This window comes from Roseateles depolymerans (assembly GCF_003387155.1).
GTDB lineage: Bacteria > Pseudomonadota > Gammaproteobacteria > Burkholderiales > Burkholderiaceae_C > Roseateles > Roseateles depolymerans.
Window position 1 is genome coordinate 231,416 of record NZ_QUMT01000006.1, and the last position, 17,717, is coordinate 249,132.

Consider the following 17,717-nt stretch of genomic DNA (forward strand, 5'->3'; position numbering starts at 1 on the left):
TCAGCGTCCCGGCAAGGCCTGAATGTCCGACGCCGCGGGCGTCGGCAGATGCGCCGGTGCCGGCTTCTTGGGGTCGGCCGGCTTGGCGGCGTGCTTGTCCGCCTGGGCCTTGGCACTGCGCTGCAATTCCTGCTGCTTGGCCGCCCGGACGGCGGCCGCCTGGCGGCGCTCCGCTGCTTTGCGCTCAGCCGCCTGCTGCTCACGCTCGAGCTGCTTTTGATGCGATTCCGGATTGGCCCGGGGCTGGCGGGATGGCGGCAAAACAGCCGCCGAGGCCGCACGGGCCGATGCCTTCACCGCCGGCGCCGAATGTCCGGACGTCCCGTCCCGGGCTTCCCGGCCCTCCCGCGCCTCCTGGTCCTTGGCCATCACCCGCTCACGCTGCGCTGCAGCGCGCTGCCGGCGCTCCAGGGCATTCACCTCGATCTCCTGCGCCTGGATCGGCCGCAAGGCCTCGATGCGCCAGGCGTGGGCCTCTTCCAGACAGCCCGTCACCACGAAGCGGGTGCGGCATTCCTTGATCTTCTCGTCGTAGGCCTTCTGGACCGCCGCCCGCTTGGCATCGAGCTCGGCGCGGGTGTGCTGGTTGGCGGCGTCCTGGGCGTCCTGGACGGTGGCGGCGACTGCCGGGCGCGAGATCAAGGTCATGGCCAAGGCCGCCAGGGCCGCCGCCGCCACCAGCCCCAGCCCGGCCACCCGTCCCCCTTCGGACGCCTTCCCCGCCTTCCCCGCCGTCAGGCCCACGGCGACGCGCAACGACCGCTGCACGCCGACATGCGCTGAAACGCGCGCGGAAGCGAGCGCTGATACGAGCGCCGAAGCAAGGGCCGAAGGAAGCAGCACAGGCGCAGACGTCATGACAGGTCAGGAAGTTCAGGTGAGTGAAGTATCGACGTCCCGGCGCTCCAAAGACAAATACTCCTGCGACTGCATTTCCTGGAGTCTTGACACGGTGCGCGGAAACTCATGGGCCAGCGGGCCTTCGGTGTAGAGCGCCTCGGGCGGCACGGCCGCGGAGATGACCAGCTTGCAGCGCCGGTCATAGAGCACATCCACCAGCCAGGTGAAGCGTCGCGCCTCGCTGGCCAGCTTGGGCGGCATCTCCGGCACGTTGGACAGGATGACGGTATGGAACTGGGTGGCCAGCTCCAGGTAGTCATTCTGCGAGCGCGGGCCGCCGCACAACTGCTTGAAGTCGAACCACACCACGCCCCCGGCGCGCCGGCGGGCGTGCAGCTGGCGGTGCTCGATGTAGAGCGTGGGCTCCTGCTCGCGGGCCTCGGCCAGGGATTCGAAGGTGGCCGTCAGCGCCCGGTCGGCTTCCGGACCCAGCGGGCAGTGATAAAGCTGCACATGCTCCAGCGAGCGCTGACGGTAGTCGGTGCCGTTGTCGACGTTGATGACCTCCAGGTGGGTCTTCAGCAGCTCGATGGCCGGCAGGATGCGGTCGCGGTGCAGGCCGTTGGGATACAGCCCGTCCGGATGGAAATTGGACGTGGTGACGATGGAGACGCGGTTGCGGAACATCGCATCCAGCAGTCGGTGCAGGATCATCGCGTCGGTCACGTCGGCCACGTGGAATTCATCGAAGCAGATCAGCCGGAAGCGCCGTGCGATGCGCTTGCCCAGCTCTTCCAGCGGGTCCTGGATGCCCTTGAGCTCCTGCAGCTCCCGATGCACCTCACGCATGAACTCGTGGAAGTGCAGGCGCGTCTTGCGGGTCAGCGGCACGGCCTGGAAGAAGCAGTCCATCAGGAAGCTCTTGCCCCGCCCCACTCCGCCATACATGTAGACGCCGCGCGGCAGCGGCGGCCGCACCAGCAGCTTGCTGAACGCATTGGAGCGTCGCGCCTTGTAGGCGGCCCATTCATCCTGGCAGCGCTGCAACGCCTTCACCGCACGCAGTTGCGCAGGGTCGGCGGTGTAGCCGCGTTCGGCCAGGGTCTGGTTGTAGAGCTCGGTGACGGTGGTCATGCGACTGAAGGGTCGTTCAAGGGCCATCGGACGCCGGGGACGGCGATCCGTGCCGGCTCACCGGGCAACGGGGATGCCCTGCGCGCCGGCGCTAAAAAAAAGGGGCGACTCTTCGCCGCCCCTGTCACTGCATCCGAGGCGGGCCTCAGAAGTTCAGCGTGCGCTTGTCCACGGCCAGGGCCGCTTCCTTGGTCGCCTCGCTCAGCGAGGGATGCGCGTGGCAGATGCGGGCGATGTCTTCCGCCGAGGCCTTGAACTCCATCGCGACCACGGCTTCGGAGATCAGCTCCGAGGCCATCGGGCCGATGATGTGCACGCCCAGGATTTCGTCGGTCTTGGCATCGGCCAGGAACTTGACGAAGCCGGTGGTGTCGCCCAGCGCGCGGGCGCGGCCGTTGGCCAGGAACGGGAACTGACCGGCCTTGTAGGCCACGCCTTCGGCCTTGAGCGCCTGCTCGGTCTTGCCCACCCAGGCGATTTCCGGGCTGGTGTAGATGACCCAGGGGATGGTGTTGAAGTTGACGTGCCCATGCTGGCCGGCAATCCGCTCGGCCACGGCCACGCCTTCTTCTTCCGCCTTGTGGGCCAGCATCGGACCGCGCACGACGTCACCGATGGCCCAGACGTTGGGCAGGTTGGTCTTGCACTCATCGTCCACCACCACGGCGCCGCGCTCGTCCAGCTTGAGGCCGACGGCTTCGGGGTTCAGACCGATGGTGTTGGCGACGCGGCCGATCGAGACGATCAGCTTGTCCACCGCCAGCGTCTGCTCAGCACCCTTGGCATCCGTGTACTTCACCGTGACGCCGGAAGCAGCGTTCTCGACGGACGAGATCTTCACGCCCAGCTCGATGTTCAGACCCTGCTTCTTGAAGACCTTGGCGGCTTCCTTGGCGACCGATTCATCAGCGGCGCCCAGGAAGGCCGGCAGCGCTTCCAGGATGGTCACTTCCGCGCCCAGACGGCGCCACACCGAGCCCATTTCCAGGCCGATGACGCCGGAGCCGATGACGCCCAGCTTCTTCGGCACGGCCGGGATGCGCAGCGCGCCGTCGTTCGACAGGATGTTGACCTCGTCGAACGGAGCGCCCGGCAGCTGGCGGGCATTGGAGCCGGTGGCCACGATCACGTGCTTGGCGGTGATCGTTTCCTCGGCGGCGCCGGCCACCTTGATCTCGTAGCCGCCGTCCTTCGCCGCCACGAACGAGCCGCGGCCGTGGAAGAACGTCACCTTGTTCTTCTTGAACAGGTAGAGGATGCCGTCGTTGTTCTGCTTCACGACGCTGTCCTTGCGGCCGATCATCTTGGCGATGTCGATCTTCAGGTCGGACATCGAGATGCCGTGGTCGGCAAAGCCGTGGCCGGCATGCTCGAAGTGCTCGCTGGATTGCAGCAGGGCCTTGGACGGGATGCAGCCGACGTTGGTGCAGGTGCCGCCAGGGGCGGGGCCGCCCTTGTCGTTCTTCCACTCGTCGATGCAGGCCGCGTTGAAGCCCAGTTGCGCCGCGCGGATGGCGGCGATGTAGCCGCCAGGGCCGCCGCCGATGACGACGACGTCAAATTGCTTGCTCATGTCGCTGGAGTCCTTGGCTTACAGGTCGAACAGCAGACGGGCCGGATCTTCCAGCGCATCCTTCATGGCCACCAGGCCCAGCACGGCTTCGCGGCCGTCGATGATGCGGTGGTCGTAGGACATGGCCAGGTAGTTGATCGGACGGATCACGATCTGGCCGTTTTCCACCACGGCGCGGTCCTTGGTGGCGTGCACGCCCAGGATCGCCGACTGCGGCGGGTTGATGATGGGGGTGGACAGCATCGAGCCGAAGGTGCCACCGTTGGAGATGGAGAAGGTGCCACCGGTCATCTCTTCGATGCCGAGCTTGCCTTCCTGGGCCTTCTTGCCGTATTCGGCGATCTTCTTCTCGATGTCGGCGAAGCTCATCTGGTCTGCATTGCGCAGGATGGGCACGACCAGGCCACGCGGCGAGCCGACGGCGATGCCGATGTCGAAGTAGCCGTGGTAGACGATGTCGTTGCCGTCCACCGAGGCGTTCAGCACCGGGTACTTCTTCAGCGCGTGCACGGCGGCCTTCACGAAGAAGCTCATGAAGCCCAGCTTGGTGCCGTGTTCCTTGGTGAAGCTGTCCTGGAACTTCTTGCGCAGTTCCATGACCGGGGCCATGTTCACTTCGTTGAAGGTGGTCAGGATGGCGTTCGTGGACTGCGATTGCAGCAGGCGCTCGGCGATACGGGCGCGCAGGCGGCTCATCGGCACGCGCTGCTCGGGGCGGTCGCCCAGGTTGGCGGACACCGGTGCGGCCACGGCGGGCAGCGGCTTGGCGGCCGGCGCGGCGGGGGCTGCGACCGGAGCGGCGACGGCCGGCTTGGCGCCGCCTTCGAGGGCGCCCAGCACATCACCCTTGGTGACGCGGCCGTCCTTGCCGGTGCCGGCGACGGAGCCGGAGGCCAGGTTGTTGTCGGCCATCAGCTTGGCGGCGGCGGGCATGGCCACGCCGGCCTTGGAGGCGCTGTCGCTGGAGGCGGCTGCAGCAGCGGGTGCGGCGGCCGGCGCGGGGGCACCAGCGGCGGGCGCGGCGGTGCCGGCCTTGGCTTCGGTATCGATGCGGGCGATGACCTGGTCGGAGGTCACGGTGGCGCCGTCACCGGCCACCAGTTCGGTCAGCACGCCGGCGGAGGGGGCCGGCACTTCCAGCACGACCTTGTCGGTCTCGACTTCGATCAGGATCTCGTCCACGGCCACGGCTTCACCGGGCTTCTTCTTCCACTGCAGGAGGGTCGCTTCGGCGACCGACTCGGACAGCTGGGGGACTTTGACTTCAACGATTGCCATGATGTTTGTTCTCTCGGTTTTTCAGTAAACCGGAGCTTTGCGCCTGTCCGGCTGCCGCCGCATGCCTCTCACGGGAGATCCGGAGCGATGCATGCGGGGCGGCCGGTGTTATTGCGGCGCTCAGCGTCCGCAATAACTCACTTGGTCAGCACGAAACCCTTCAGCTTGCCGTAGGCCTGTTCCAGCAGCGCCTTGAGCTGTTCCTGGTGCAGGTGGGAGTAGCCCACGGCCGGCGATGCGGAGGCCGGGCGGCCGGCGTAACCCAGCTTCTGGCCATCCAGCATGTTTTCGTGGATGTAGTGCTGGACGAAGAACCAGGCGCCCTGGTTCTGCGGCTCGTCCTGGCACCAGACGATTTCGGTGGCGTTCGGGTACTTCTTGATTTCGGTCGAGAAGGCCTTGTGCGGGAACGGATAGAGCTGTTCCACGCGGATGATGGCCACGTCCTTCTTGTCGCCACGGGCCTTGACCAGGTCGTAGTACACCTTGCCCGAGCAGGCGATGATGCGCTTGACCTTGCTGGCGTCGACCTCGGCGTTCAGCTCGCCGATGACGGTACGGAACTCACCCTTGGTGAATTCGCTGACCGGCGAGGTGGCGTCCTTGGCGCGCAGCAGCGACTTGGGCGTCATGATGACCAGCGGCTTGCGGAACATGCGCAGCATCTGGCGACGCAGCAGATGGAAGATCTGCGAGGCGGTCGTCGGCTGGACGATCTGCATGTTGTTGTCCGCGGCCAGCTGCATGAAGCGCTCCAGGCGGGCCGAGCTGTGCTCGGGGCCCTGGCCTTCGTAGCCGTGCGGCAGCATCAGCGTCAGGCCGTTGGCACGGCCCCACTTCACTTCACCGGAGGCGATGAACTGGTCGATGACGACCTGTGCACCGTTGGCGAAGTCGCCGAACTGGGCTTCCCAGATGGTCAGCGTGTTGGGTTCGGCGGCGGCGTAGCCGTATTCGAAGCCCAGCACCGCTTCTTCCGACAGGATCGAGTCGATCACGACGAACGGGGCCTGGCCTTCCGCGACGTTTTGCAGCGGAATGTAGGTGCCGGTGTCGAAGCGCTCGCGGTTCTGGTCGTGCAGCACGGCGTGGCGGTGGGTGAAGGTGCCGCGGCCGCAGTCTTCACCGGACAGACGCACCGGGTAGCCCGAGGCCACCAGCGAGGCGAAGGCCATGTGCTCGCCCATGCCCCAGTCGACGTTGATGTCGCCACGGCCCATGGCGGCGCGGTCGGCGATGACCTTTTCCACCAGCGGGTGGGCCTTGAAGTCGGCCGGGATCGTGGTGATCTTCTCGGCCAGGCGCTTCCACTCGGCCACCGGCAGCGCGGTGTCGCAGCTGTCGGTCCACTTCTTGCCGAGGAACGGGGTCCAGTCGGTGGCGTACTTGCTCTTGAAGTTCGTCAGCACCGGGTCCACCGTGTGGCGGCCTTCGTCCATGGCGGCCCGGAAGGCCTTGACCATGGCGTCGGCGCCGTCGGCGGGCAGCACGCCCTGGGCGGTCAGCTTGTCGCCGTACAGCTTGCGGGTGCCGGGGTGGGCCGCGATCTTCTTGTACATCAGCGGCTGGGTGAGCGCGGGGGTGTCCTGCTCGTTGTGGCCCAGCTTGCGGAAGCAGACAATGTCCACCACCACGTCCTTCTTGAACTGCTGACGGTATTCCAGGGCCAGCTGGGTGGAGAACACCACGGCTTCCGGATCATCCCCGTTCACGTGCAGCACCGGGGCTTCAACCATCTTGACGACGTCGGAGCAGTACAGCGTCGAGCGGATGTCGCGCGGGTCGCTGGTGGTGAAGCCGATCTGGTTGTTGATGACGATGTGGACGGTGCCGCCGGTGTAGTAACCGCGGGTCTGGGCCAGCGCCAGGGTTTCCATCACGACGCCCTGGCCGGCGAAGGCGGCGTCGCCGTGCACCAGCACGGGCAGGACCTGGTCGCCGGTCTTGTCGCCACGGCGGTCCATGCGGGCCTTGACCGAGCCTTCCACCACCGGGTTGACGATTTCCAGGTGCGAGGGGTTGAAGGCCAGGCTCAGGTGGACGGGGCCACCGCTGGTGGACACGTCGCTGGAGAAGCCCTGGTGGTACTTCACGTCGCCCGAGGGCAGGTCTTCGGGGGCGGTGTGGTCGAACTCGGCGAACAGGTCGCGGGGCATCTTGCCCAGGGTGTTGACCAGCACGTTCAGGCGGCCGCGGTGGGCCATGCCGATGACGATTTCCTGCACGCCCTTGGCGCCGGCGCTTTGCACCAGCTCGTCCATCGAGACGATGAAGCTTTCGCCGCCTTCCAGCGAGAAGCGCTTCTGGCCGACGTACTTGGTGTGCAGGTAGCGTTCCAGGCCTTCGGCCGCGGTCAGGCGGTCGAGGATGTGCTTCTTCTTTTCGGCGGTGAAGTTCGCCTTGCTCCGGGGAGCTTCCAGGCGTTCCTGCCACCAGCGCTTCTCGACCGGATCGCTGATGTGCATGAACTCGGCGCCGATGCTGCCGCAGTAGGTGTCACGCAAGGCCTGCACGATCTCGCGCAGGGTCATGTTCTCGGCCTTGGTGAAATAGGTGTTCGTGGCGCTGAAGCTGATGTCCATATCAGCTTCGGTCAGGCCATACGACGCCGGTTCCAGTTCGGGGATCTGGGGGCGTTCGGTGCGCTTGAGGGGGTCGAGGTCGGCCCAGCGGGAGCCCAGGAAGCGGTAGGCGGCAATCAGGGACTGCACGTGCACCTGCTTGCCAGCGACGGCCAGCTCGTTGCTGGACACCTTGGTGTTGAAGGCGTTGGCCTTGGCGCGTTGCGCGAAGGATTCGATGACCGGTGCGTGCGGAACGTCCCGCTTGTCGCTGCCGTCCACGGCAGGCACGTGCTGCAGGGCATCGAAATAGGCACGCCAGTTGTCTGGCACGGCGCCGGGGTTGTCGAGGTACTGTTCGTACATTTCCTCGACATAAGGGGCATTGCCCCCGAACAGGTAGGAATTCGACCTGTATTGCTGCATCATCTTCGCTCACCTTTTGCCCCGGCTTCCAGGGCTATCGGCTGGTTGATAAACCTTCCGCGACACGGCTTGACCGGTTGGCGGATTGCGACCCGCCTTCACTGTTGCCAGAAAAGGGGACGGGAAGGACCTCAAGTCACAAGCGCCGCACTGTAGCACTTCGGCAATTCCGGCGCGTTACTGAAGGCGTCCACTTTTCACTGAAAAGTCTAGGCCATGCGGGAAGGGGCCGTGGCTGCAAAACGACGGACCACCCCGTTCATCGAGCAGGTATTGGTCGGCTACGGCGGCTAACCGCTACAACGTTGCGCGCCAAGCGGACGGGGACAAGCGCTGAAGCATGGCAGTCGCCAATCGCACGCGGGTACAGCCGAGTACGAGATGTGCACCCGGGCGCCGCGGAGCGTCGCTTTAACCCTTCCGGGAGGATGGGTGCGGGGCGGGCGTTGCTGGCCAGGCGGGGTGGGAACCGCTGAAGGGAGATCGCCACTTTGCTGCGGATCGTGTTGGCCGAAGGCCCGGGTGGCGGGGGCTCAAACGATTGCGACCCCCATCCGGTTCCCCTAGACTTGCGGCCGCGGTTCCGCCCCGCGATTGAATGGTGGGCCGCGGGGAGACAGGAGATCCCAATGCAAGTTCGAGTCGTTGACTATCGTGCTGCGGACGCAGCCGAGCAGTTCACACGTTCCCTGCACGAGACCGGTTTTGGTGTGCTGGTGAACCATCCCCTGCCGCAGAGTCTGGTCGAAAAGATCTACGGCGATTGGCTGGGATTTTTCAACGGGGGCAGCAAGCACGACTTTGCCTATTCCCCCGAGACCCAGGACGGCTATTTCTCGACCGAGATTTCCGAGACAGCCAAGGGGCATCAGCAAAAGGACATCAAGGAGTATTTCCACATTTACCCGTGGGGTCGGATTCCTGAGTCGCTGAAGGCGGATGCGCTGCGGTATTACGAGATCGCCAACGAGCTGGCGGCCGAATTGCTGTCGTGGGTGGAGCGTCACACGCCGGCGGACATTGCGCGCAACTACCGCGAGCCGCTGTCCCACATGATCAAGGACAGCCGCCTCACGTTGCTGCGGGTGCTGCGGTATCCGCCACTGACCGGCAACGAGCCGGAAGGCTCCCTGCGTGCGGCACCGCACGGGGACATCAATCTGCTGACGATTCTGCCGGCGGCGAATGAGCCGGGGCTGCAGGTGCAGGCCAAGGACGGCAGCTGGGTGGACGTGCCCAGCGATTTCGGCATGCTGATCATCAACATTGGGGACATGCTGCAGGAAGCGTCTCAGGGCTACTACCCGTCCACGCAGCATCGGGTGGTGAATCCCACCGGCGAAGGCGCCAAGAAGAGCCGGGTGTCGCTGCCGCTGTTCCTGCATCCGCGTGAAGACGTGGTCCTGTCGGATCGGTACACGGCGCACGATTACCTCGAAGAGCGGCTTCGCGAGTTGGGCGTCAAGAAGTAAGCGCGCTCGGCGGCGGTCTGCTGCCGTCTGCGGCGGTCGCTGCGGTTACTGCGGTTGCTGCTGGCTGACAAGGTTGGAGGACTACCACGGTTGGAGGACTACCACGGTTGGCGGGCTGCCACGGTTGGCGCGGGCGAGAGCCTGCGCGTCACCCCTTTCCTCCATGTCCTCCGTCGCCTTCGGCTCCTCCCCCTTGACTTCCGGAAAGGGGCAACGCGCAGCCTCTCTTCTCCATCACCGAGCCGCGCCACGACCTCATGCGGGACATCCGAGCCGCTAAGGGCCACCCCAACCAAATGCCTCAGCAGCTGCGCCTAGGTGCCTAGGTGCCTAGGTGCCTAGGTGCTTAGGTGGGTGGGGGCGTGGGGGCGTATGCGCCTAAGTGCCAAAGCGCCAGGCGGCCATGCAACGATGGAACGATGCGGGGTCGCACTAGGGCACGTGCGTCGGTCTAAGCGCTCAATCTCCGCACACCACCCTCCCCTCTCCCTCACACCGCGGTCGATGCAGGAGGCTGGGCGTTGCCCTTTTCCGGAAGTCAAGGGGGAGGAGCCGAAGGCGACGGAGGACATGGAGGAAAAGGGCAACGCCCAGCCTCCCCCCTTCGCACCGCGCCCCTAACCAACCCTCTTTAGCCCCACCAACCGCAGCCGGTCCGCCAGGAGCGCGTAAAGTCTCTGCATGCCTTCGCGCATTGTGTGGATCCATCCGGAAGCCCCCGAGAAACCTGAGGTCGGGGCACCTTGCAACGGTTGCGGCCTGTGTTGCCTGGCCGAGCCTTGTCCTGTGGGCGTATTGGTGAGCCGCAGAACAAAGGGTGAGTGCAAAGCACTGGAGTGGTCGACTTCGTCCGTCCGATATGAATGCGGCGTACTGAACCACCCCACGCGATATCTGGGGCTCCCTGGGATGAAGCGCTGGCGCCCCGCGTCGCTGCTGAACCGGCTCTTGCGCCGCTGGGCCTCGCGCATGATCGCAGCCGGCATCGGGTGCGACGCCGATCTCAGCCCGTCGGCGGCTTCATCGGTGGGTACTGATAGGGACGCTGCGCCAGCCAGTCCTCGGGGAAGTTTGGGGGCCTCGCTGGAGCACTCGACGGAGGCTTCTCCGCGCTCCATCGCCCCTGTTTCAGGACCGCCTCCCCCGCCACTGTCTAAGGACAATCGCTAAGCACCGACGCTCCACTCAGCCACTAGCATGGCCCTCGACTTGCTTCTTCCAGAAACTGCTCAGGAGTCGACATGCCTTTGGTTTGTACCGTCCGTGCTTCCCGGTCTCGCGGGTCTGTGTCTCGCGCTCAGGCGCCCTCGATCGGGACGTTCAAGCATGCCTTGCGGGGTTGGACGCTGCCCGGCGCTGGCACGCTCAGCGCGGTTGCCGCTACCGCCACATTGGCCTTGTCCCTGGCCAGCCCCGCCCAGGCCGCCGCCCTGCGCTGGGCCGCCCAAAACGACATCCTGACGCTCGATCCGCATTCGCAGGATCACAGCACCACCAGCGCCATCCTGCAGCACAGCTATGAAGGGCTGACCCGCTACAACGAGCAGTGGGAAGTCGAGCCCTGTCTGGCAACGAAGTGGACGACCGTCAATCCGACGCAGTGGCGATTCGAGCTTCGCAAAGGCGTGAAGTTCCAGGACGGATCCCCCTTCACCGCCGATGACGTCATTTTCAGCTTCCAGCGTATCCGCCAGCCCCAAGGCACGATGCAGATCTACGTGACCGGCATCAAGGAAATCAAAAAGGTCGATGACTACACCATCGATGTGATGCTGGATTCGCCGCAACCCATTTTGCTGCGCAACCTGATCGACTTCCGCATCATGAGCAAGACCTGGGCGGAAAAGAACAAGGCCACCCAGCTCGCTGACTACAAGTCCAAGGACGAAAACTACGCCAGCCGCAATGCCATCGGCACCGGCGCCTTCCGCATCACCGGCTGGCAGCCCGACCAGCGCATCACGATGGTGGCCAACAAGGACTGGTGGGACAAGCCCAAAGGCAACATCACCGAAATCACCTATATGCCGATCAAGTCGGACCCGACCCGGGTGGCCGCCTTGGTGTCGGGGGAAGTCGACCTGCTCACCGATCTACCCACCCAGGACGTGGCCCGACTGAAGAACGATGGAAAACTCAAGGTCATCGAAGGGCCTGAGACGCGCACCATCTTCTTTGCGCCGGATCTCGGCAGCGATGAGCTGCGCGGTTCTTCCGTCAAGGGCAAGAATCCGTTCAAGGATGTGCGGGTGCGGCAGGCGCTGAGCATCGCCATCGACCGCGAGGCCATCAAGCGAAGCATCATGCGCGGCATGTCCGTGCCAGCAGCCTTGATCGTGCCGCCGGGTGTGAATGGCTATTCAACCGAGCTCGACAAGCCCCAAGCGCCGGACCTCGCCAAGGCCAAGAAACTGCTGGCGGATGCGGGCTATCCGAATGGTTTCGAGATTCCGCTGAATTGCCCGAACAACCGCTACATCAACGACGAGGAAGTGTGCCTGGCCGTCGTGTCGATGTGGGCCAAGATCGGCGTGACCGCCCGCCTCACGGCGCAGCCAATGTCCCAGCACAGTCAGCAGTTCCAGCGATTCGAATCACCGCTATACATGCTGGGCTGGGGCGTGTCGACCAATGATGCGCTCTACACCCTGCAAGCGCTGGCCCGCACCCGCAGCGGCGGGCCCGATGGCAGCTTCAATTTCTCGAAGGTCAGTGATCCAGCATTGGACAAGCTGATTGACGCGATGAAAAGCGAGATGGACGTGAACAAGCGCAACGCGCTGATTCGCGAGGCGCTCATCCTGGTGCGGGACCAGGCGCTGTTCATTCCGCTGCATCACCAGGTGCGGCCTTGGGCCATGAAGACGACGGTCGAGACCTTGCATCGGTCAAATGATCGGCCGGAGGCGAGGTTCACCACGATCAAGTGAGCGGCACGCCCTGACTCGATGTGAGCGCTTGACGCTGACCATCGCATGAAGGAGGCGCTTCCCCGAAGGGTCGGGGAAGCGCAGGACCCTTAACAACGATCAGACGGGCATGACGGCACCCGTGTGCGACGGGTCCAGCGCATACGCGCTTGGGGGTGGCAGGCTGGAATCTTGCAAACCGTCGGTGGCCGAGGATGTGCCGTGACCCGTCAGGTCAGTGGGCAGCGCTTCGGCCCCGCTCAGCAGATGGTCAAGCGGGCTCGTCAGGCCAAAGGGACTGGCGAAAGCCGCCACCACTTCGGACCCGTCGCGATTCAGCATCGTGACTTCGCCGCGAACACCATCCGCATCCAGTGGCGCCAGACGAACGGTCGAGGTCCCGGGGAGCTGGTCCAGCGCCAGCCAGTCGCCATGCCCGGTGGTCCAGGTCACGCCGTCGTCGGTGCTGTATTGCCAGCCGCTGCCCTGCTCCGGAGAGGTGATGTGCACCACATCGCCGCGGGTGCTCAGAGTCACGGCCTGCAGGCCGATCCCGCCCGAGGTTGGGGTGGACGTATATCGCTGATTCTCGAATGCGAAGGGTCCTGTGCCCCGGTCAGCGCCAATGTCGAGCACATAACCGCTCTCGCTGATCATGGAAACGGTCACTCTCCCGTCGGCTTGTTCCGTGAGCTTCATGCGGACGCAGTCCCACCATTCGCTGGTCTCCGACGTAAAGCCAGCCCACTGCTTACCGACGAGCACCTCCATCTCCGTGGTCGACAGCGCCTTGGTGTAGAGGACTGAGGCTTCAACGCTAGAGCCCTTCAACCACATCGTGAATGTTGACGCTGAGAAATCGATAAAACGGAGCCCGCCTACATCGAAACTCTCCGGTGTATTGAGGTTGAAGAGATGACCGTCCACCGTGTCTGAGACCCCGGTCGCGGCAGTCAGATGCAGCGGCGCCGGCTTGAAGACATCGAGGGAAGACACCGCGCCACGATTGCCCGCCGCGTCAATCTGCACCACGTCGATGTGATTAACACCCTTGGTCAGGACGGATGCGTCAAGGCTGGCGTTTTGTCCGTGCACCCAGGTCTGTCCGCCATCCAGGCTGTAGTCCCAGGTCGCACCCGGTTCCAACGAGCCGATGGCGATGCTGCCCGAAGCGCTGATGCCGCTTTGCAGGTCGCCCACCACCGCCAAGTGTGAAGCTTCGGGGGCCACCGTGTCCTTGACGATCGTCAGAGAGGTCGCCGGACTGGCATTGCCCGCCTTGTCGATCTGCACGATCTGGAGGGTGTTGGTGCCTTCCTGGAGATCGTTCGACGAGATGCCGGCCGAAGTGCCTGAATGCCAAGTGCTGCCACCGTCGGTGCTGAAGCGCCAATCAGCGCCAGCTTCGGTCGCGATGGTCACCTTGCCGGCGCTGTTGATCACGATCGGATCCACTGCCGTGCCGGTGCCGACCACCGTGCCCGTCTGAGCGCCCGTGCCGGACTGGGTCACATCCAGCACAGGCGCGGCCGGCGCCGCCGTGTCCTTCACGACTTCAATGATGCCAAGCCGCGAGGAGGAGCACAAAGAGCCTTTGCAGGCTTAGGCGGATTGGCACCTACACAGCAAAGCCAAATGCTCATGCGGGTTGCGGAGATGTTGCGAGGGCGAGAAAAAAGGGCCTGTCGATACGACAGGCCCTTTTGTGTCCGGCAGCTATATTATACGTGCCGCCGGGGAGGCGCTATTAAACCCCGACCGAGTAACTAGAAGACGGCGTTGCAATTGTCGTCAAGTTAATGGGCGTGTACAGGAAGGTAATGTCCATATTTTCGCTCACGTTGCCAGCAACGTCCACTTGACGGAAAGCCAAATGTTCCGCCCCATGTGTCAACCCCAAATCCTGAACGTTGACGTAAGGGTTGGTTCCCAAATCCGTCCACGTGCCAGTGGCACTGTTGAACATTTGAACCACTGCACCAACTTCAAGATGACTGAAGTTAACCCAGCCGGAGGCTGAATTGAAGACTGGCAAGTTTTCGTCATCAAGTCCGCTAATCCCATCGAGCGTAATCCCCAATCGGTCTGCAGACACATCCTTGATAATCGTGAGAGGGGTTTTTTCGCTTGTATTACCCGCCTTATCCGTTTGCTCAATAAAGATATAGTTGCTACCAAGAGCCAATTGCGAACCTGAAATTGAGTTACCAATACCCGCTGTCCAACTTTTTCCAGCATCAATGCTGAATCTCCAGCTTGCACCTTCCTCAATTCCAACATTCACACTACCTGCCTCATTCAGCGCCACATACCCTGCCGTAAACCCTGACACATCCACGGTCGGCGCAATCGGGGCCGTCACATCCTTGACGAGCGTGAATTCGACAGGCGATGACACCTTGCCGGCAACATCTACATAGCCGATCAGCAGTTGGGTTGTGCCTTCGGCAAAGCTGGATGCGGAAAGGGTGTTCCCAGATCCCGCCACCCACGTTGCGCCGCCATCCGTACTGTAACGCCAGCCAAATTCATTCCCATCGGTAAGGGTGAGCCGTCCGTCCCCAGCGAGGAAATAGGGATCCGCATTGGTTCCCGACCCTACAGCTTCACCCGAAGCGTTGGTGACCAATGACAGAGAGATGGGTGGCCTAGCGATTTCAATGGTAATTCTTGTCTCTGGGCCAACATTACCAAGAGCATCCACTTGGCGGAACTGGTAATCCTGGCGGCCTTGCACTGTCTGCAAGCTGTTGACGTCTAGGAAATCAGACGTCGTCAAATCCTGCCAACGATTAGCACCCGCCACCAAATACTGGACCTTCGCGCCGTCTTCCAAGTTGCCGAAGCGGTATTGTCCGCCCATCTTCGCATCCACAATTGCCAAGCCGTCATTCGTATAACCAACAATGTTGGTGAGTGACACGACAAGACCACCCGCCATACTGTCTTTGATCACCTTGACCGCTGTGGCCTCGCTATCATTGCCAGCCCTATCCGTCTGCACAATTTGTACGGTGGTCGGACCTTCGGGCAGGTCCCATGCGCTGATATCACTACGGTTAGCGACGCGCCAAGTCACACCGCCGTCCACACTGTAGCGCCATGTAGCGCCGCTTTCAGTTGTGACAGAGAGGCTTCCTTGGTTATTGAATATCCAAGGATCTCCTTCGACGCCGGATCCGGTTCCCCCTACGATTTCCACGGTAGGGCGGGCGGCAGCAATTGTATCCTTCACAACCGAAACAGTAGCGATTGAACTCACATGTCCAAGCCTGTCCGTCTGGTACGCAAGGATCGTGTTATCTCCCTCTGCCAATTCAGACGAGGCAATCGTTCGATCCGCGCTGGAGCGCCATGTGGCACCACCATCCAAACTGTATTTAAATTCGGCACCTGCTTCTGTGGAGAATTGCAGTTTACCTGCACTGTTTAACAATACGGGTGTCGCGGCCGAGCCTGTGCCAATCACCACACCAGCTTGGATACCAGTGGCCGTATTGGCAAAATCCAAGTCCGGCGCGATTGGAGCAAGTGTATCTTTAAAAATCGCAAATGTTACCCGCTCACTCGAGTTATTGAATTTATCGTAGGATTCAATTTCAAGCGTATTAAGCCCTTCATTGAACATATCCGCCGTCAACCCCCCTGTTGGACCTTGCTTGAACTGACCGCCATTCAAGTAGTAACCAAAGCCGATCGCTTCTGGAAATGCAATTCTGAGTTTGCCCTGGCTGTCAATCATGATTGGATCCTCAGCCTTGCCGGTTCCCAGAACAACACCTTCTTGAGCTGCGGTTGCGGACGTGGCGAAATCTACGGTTGGATTCGGCGGCGGGGTGAAATCTGCCAAAACGGTCACCATACCCATCGCACTTGCGTTACCAGCCTTGTCAATTTGAATGACCTGAACCGTATTGAGCCCGTCTACCAGGTCATTCATACGAATACCCTCACTAGAACCGACTTTCCAGGTGGCACCTCCGTCGATACTGAAATGCCACTCCGCACCGGGTTCCGTCTTCAGCTTCAAATAGCCAGTCTTCGCGATTTCGATCGGATTAGTAGGAGTACCCTTACCGAGTACGAAACCTTTAATGTCAATTGTCCCGGACGCGGCGAAGTCCACGACCGGCGCTGCCGGCGCGATAGTATCCTTTACGACGGTGAGGGTGCTCAGCTCACTATTATTTCCAGCCGCATCAACCTGCACGATCTGGATGGTGTTAACACCTTGATTTAGATTGTCAGCTGTAATTTGACCATTGACACCTGTCTTCCACGTGATCCCGCCATCTGTGCTGTAGCGCCAAGTGGCGTTGGCGTCAGCCAGAATGCTCACCCATCCTGTGCTCCCCAGCACGATGGGATCGGCAGCCGTGCCAGTGCCAACCACAACGCCTGCTTCCAAGCCGGTGCTCGAATGGCTCAAGTCCAATCCTGCAGCCGCCGGAGCTGCGGTGTCCTTCACCACGGTCACGGTCGTCGCTGCACTGGCGTTGCCGGCCCGGTCGACCTGGACGATCTGGATGGTGTTGGTGCCTTCCGTCAGGTCCGTCGCCGCGATACCGGCGGTCGTGCCTTGCTGCCAGGTGATGCCGCCGTCCGTGCTGTAACGCCAGTTGGCGTCCGCTTCCGTGGCGATATTCACCTTGCCGGTCGAGCTGACGATGATCGGATCAGCAGCCGTGCCAGTGCCCACCACGGTGCCCGCTTGCGAGCCCGTGCCCGAGCTGGCCTTGTCCAGCACAGGTGCCACCGGTGCCGTGGTGTCCTTCACCACGGTGACGGTCGTCGGTGCACTGGCGTTGCCGGCCTTGTCGATCTGCACGACCTGGATGGCGTTGGTGCCTTCCTTCAGGTCCGTCGCTGCGATGCCGGCGGTGGTGCCTTGCTGCCAGGTGATGCCGCCGTCCGTGCTGTAGCGCCAATCAGCGCCAGCTTCGGTAGCGATGCTCACCTTGCCGTCCGAGCCGATCACGATCGGGTCAGCTGCCGTGCCAGACCCCACGATGGTGCCAGTCTGCGCACCCGTGCCAGAGTTGGTCACGTCCAACACTGGAGCCACGGGGGCCGTCGTGTCCTTCACCACGGTCACGGTCGTCGGAGCGCTGGGGTTGCCTGCCTTGTCGATCTGCACGATCTGGATGGTGTTGGTCCCTTCGGTCAGGTCATTGGCGGAGATGCCAGTGCCGGTGCCCGGTTGCCAGGTCACGCCACCATCGGTGCTGAAGCGCCAGTCCGCATCGGACTCTGCACCGATGCTGACCTTACCGTCCGAGCCGATCACGATCGGATCGGCCACAGTGCCCGAACCCACCACGGTGCCCGTTTGAGAACCCGTGCCCGAGTTGGCCACATCCAGCACCGGGGCCACCGGCGCCGTCGTGTCCTTGACCACGGTCACGGTCGTCGGGGCGCTGGGGTTGCCTGCCTTGTCGATCTGCACGATCTGGATGGCATTGCTGCCTTCCTTCAGGTCCGTCGCCGCAATGCCGGCGGTCGTGCCCTGCTGCCAGGTGATGCC

At 63.0% G+C, this 17,717-nt stretch carries 9 protein-coding genes; 2 read left to right on the forward strand and 7 right to left on the reverse strand.

The features are described 5' to 3' along the window. From DES44_RS23030 to DES44_RS23050, 5 genes are all read right to left on the reverse strand, one after another. Positions 1–768 (reverse strand): hypothetical protein, encoded by a 768-nt coding sequence (locus tag DES44_RS23030; protein WP_058934330.1) that lies wholly within the window; start codon positions 766–768, stop codon positions 1–3. A 105-nt stretch (positions 769–873) separates the two neighbouring features. Then, positions 874–1,974, reverse strand: coding sequence for a cell division protein ZapE (zapE, locus tag DES44_RS23035; protein ID WP_058934329.1), 1,101 nt, complete (start codon positions 1,972–1,974; stop codon positions 874–876). Positions 1,975–2,119: 145 nt separating this feature from the next. Then, positions 2,120–3,547, reverse strand: a complete 1,428-nt coding sequence (lpdA, locus tag DES44_RS23040) for a dihydrolipoyl dehydrogenase (protein WP_058934328.1) — start codon at positions 3,545–3,547, stop codon at positions 2,120–2,122. Positions 3,548–3,565: 18 nt separating this feature from the next. Further along, positions 3,566–4,825 carry a 2-oxoglutarate dehydrogenase complex dihydrolipoyllysine-residue succinyltransferase gene (odhB, locus tag DES44_RS23045; RefSeq protein WP_058934327.1) on the reverse strand — a complete coding sequence of 420 codons (1,260 nt, stop codon included), beginning with the start codon at positions 4,823–4,825 and terminating at the stop codon, positions 3,566–3,568. A 137-nt stretch (positions 4,826–4,962) separates the two neighbouring features. After that, positions 4,963–7,815, reverse strand: a complete 2,853-nt coding sequence (locus tag DES44_RS23050) for a 2-oxoglutarate dehydrogenase E1 component (protein WP_058934326.1) — start codon at positions 7,813–7,815, stop codon at positions 4,963–4,965. Positions 7,816–8,441: 626 nt separating this feature from the next. Between DES44_RS23050 and DES44_RS23055 the strand changes: the two genes are divergently transcribed. Then, positions 8,442–9,284 (forward strand): 2OG-Fe(II) oxygenase family protein, encoded by an 843-nt coding sequence (locus tag DES44_RS23055; protein WP_058934325.1) that lies wholly within the window; start codon positions 8,442–8,444, stop codon positions 9,282–9,284. A gap of 1,331 nt (positions 9,285–10,615) precedes the next feature. Then, positions 10,616–12,214, forward strand: a complete 1,599-nt coding sequence (locus DES44_RS23065) for an ABC transporter substrate-binding protein (RefSeq protein ID WP_232309956.1) — start codon at positions 10,616–10,618, stop codon at positions 12,212–12,214. A 99-nt stretch (positions 12,215–12,313) separates the two neighbouring features. On the opposite strand, the gene DES44_RS23070 is transcribed toward DES44_RS23065, so the two are convergent. Together DES44_RS23070 and DES44_RS23075 are read right to left on the reverse strand one after the other, a co-directional pair. Then, positions 12,314–13,744: an Ig-like domain-containing protein gene (locus DES44_RS23070; protein WP_058934324.1), complete on the reverse strand. Its 1,431-nt coding sequence runs from the start codon at positions 13,742–13,744 to the stop codon at positions 12,314–12,316. A 196-nt stretch (positions 13,745–13,940) separates the two neighbouring features. Further along, on the reverse strand, positions 13,941–17,639 hold the full coding sequence (locus tag DES44_RS23075; RefSeq protein ID WP_211326950.1) for an Ig-like domain-containing protein: 3,699 nt from the start codon (positions 17,637–17,639) through the stop codon (positions 13,941–13,943). Positions 17,640–17,717: the final 78 nt, after the last annotated feature.

Excerpts from the sequence above, each read along its gene's own strand:
- odhB (WP_058934327.1), bottom strand. The coding sequence starts at position 4,825 with ATGGCAATCGTTGAAGTCAAAGTCCCCCAGCTGTCCGAGTCGGTCGCC.
- lpdA (WP_058934328.1), bottom strand. The coding sequence starts at position 3,547 with ATGAGCAAGCAATTTGACGTCGTCGTCATCGGCGGCGGCCCTGGCGGC.
- DES44_RS23050 (WP_058934326.1), bottom strand. The coding sequence starts at position 7,815 with ATGATGCAGCAATACAGGTCGAATTCCTACCTGTTCGGGGGCAATGCC.
- zapE (WP_058934329.1), bottom strand. The coding sequence starts at position 1,974 with ATGACCACCGTCACCGAGCTCTACAACCAGACCCTGGCCGAACGCGGC.
- DES44_RS23055 (WP_058934325.1), top strand. The coding sequence starts at position 8,442 with ATGCAAGTTCGAGTCGTTGACTATCGTGCTGCGGACGCAGCCGAGCAG.